This window comes from Nocardia africana NBRC 100379, from assembly GCF_001612635.1.
Taxonomy (GTDB): Bacteria; Actinomycetota; Actinomycetes; order Mycobacteriales; family Mycobacteriaceae; genus Nocardia; species Nocardia africana.
The window spans coordinates 1-1,769 of record NZ_BDAV01000063.1; the positions used below are offsets into that span (position 1 = coordinate 1).

The following is a 1,769-nucleotide window of genomic DNA, read 5'->3' on the forward strand; positions in this document are numbered from 1 at the left end:
AGCTGGTAGTAGCGGGCGAAGTCGGCGCGCAGCTGCCGCTCGGTAGGTGAGGCGGCGTCGCGGTAGTAGTCGGGGTTGGTGAATCCCAGTGGCTCGTCCAGCGCGGTCACGGCGCCACCTCCGGGCCGTGATCCGTCGTGCCGGACGGTCGCCCGGTGTCTGGGTCGGTGGTCTCGGGCCAATAGTCGGGCTGACCGGGCAGTGCGGTATCGATTGCTTTGCTGATCCCACCGCTGGTGTCGCGTGTTGCGGCGCGTTCGAGGGCGTCGATGTCGTTGGCCAAAGCCAGCTCGGTGTTCATGCGGGCCAGCGCGCGGGCGGGTTGCGGGCCTGGTTCGGTGTTGTGGTGGCGGTCGCCGGTCAGCCATTCGGCATCGACCAGTTCCTCGGTCTGCTTGGCGATGGTGTTGCGCGCGTGGGCGAGATCTTCGGACAGGGTTTCGATCCGCGTGTGGGCGTGGTCGAGCTCGTTTTCCAGTTCCCGGATCCGGGCGCGATCGGTGCCAGCGCGGGCCTCGGCGAGGGTGAGTGCGTGGGCGAGGTGTTCGAGCCGTCCCAGCAGTGGGTGGGCGGGTTGCTGGTCCCAGCCCACGCCGGCGAGCCCGAGGTCGTGGGCAGTGTCGATCTCGCTGATCGGCACCCCGCTCCGGACGGCGTCGAGGTAGGCGCGACGCAAATCGTCTTCGATGCCGTTGATCGCGGTCAACCGCCACTCGCCGGGACCGGCCGCCGGAGTGTCGGGGGCTGGGTGATGTTGCCAGTCGAGGTAGCGCTTCACCGAGTCCTGCACCGCGCGTAGCGCGGTCGCGCGCACAGCGTCGGGATCGTCGGGCCCGAACCGGACCGCCAGCGCGGAAGCAACAGTGCGGGACCGAAACGCCGTCGGCGGTACCGCAGGAGGGGCTGCAGCGTCGGAGGGAGTTGGGCTCGCTGTCGGGTTTGGGGCGCTGACATCGGGCGAGTGCATTGGGGGGAATGTTTGTCGGACATCAGTGTTCCGCCTTGTCGGGAAGCGGGCCGCGGCCGGTGGGCCGGGCGTGACGGGATGTCCTCGCGGTGGTTCGAATCGGTCTGGAGTGATGGTCGGCGCCAGCGCCATCACCGAGGGATGAGGATGCGGTGGTCAGGGCTCGGGCCCGAGGTCGGGTCGCATTGGGGGCGGCGGTGGTGTTGTGGCGGGATCCGGCTCCCAGTCGCGGGCGGTGGCTTCGGGTAAGGCGATGTCGATGGCGGTTGCGTGGTGGATCGGGAGGCGGTCGGTGCGGTCGGGGTCGATTCCGAGCGCGGCGGCGGCGCGGGCGATCAGCTCGTTGGGATCGGGTGGGCGTGCCTGTGCGTGGGTGGTCGGGGTTCCGGTGTCCGGGTCGACGGGGATGTAGGGCGGCAGTACCGGGTCGGTGGTGGGCTGGGTGTAGCGGCGCCATTCGAATTCCAGGTGCAGGTCGTCCCACCGGTTGATCTGCTCGGCGGCCTGCCGGCGCGCGGTATGGACTTGCGGGCTGTTCCAGAGGGCTTCGACCTCGGGCGCCGACAGTTGCGCGGCATCGGACAGTCCGGCCGCGCGCTGATGGTGCAGGTTCATGTTGCGGTGAAACTGCATATCGGCGACCGGGTCGGCGCCCAACCCCAGACGGCCGGCGCTGAGACGGGCATCGCGCGCCGCTGACAGCAACGCCATCCGATGCACATGCCACACATCGACGACGGCCATGTCGATGAACAACTGCTTCGACGCCGATGCGACCTCGGGCATCCCGGCCTCCGGGCTC

The 1,769-nt window shown here is 69.5% G+C and carries 1 protein-coding gene and 1 pseudogene; both read right to left on the reverse strand.

Annotated features, from left to right (window positions below; genetic code table 11):
* Nucleotides 1-106: 106 nt before the first annotated feature.
* A complete protein-coding gene (locus NA3_RS35155) occupies nt 107-814 on the reverse strand; it encodes a hypothetical protein (RefSeq protein WP_062969223.1) in 708 nt (235 codons plus the stop codon).
* 309 nt (nt 815-1,123) lie between these two features.
* A pseudogene (locus NA3_RS35160) lies at nt 1,124-1,769 on the reverse strand (hypothetical protein); the annotation flags it as partial.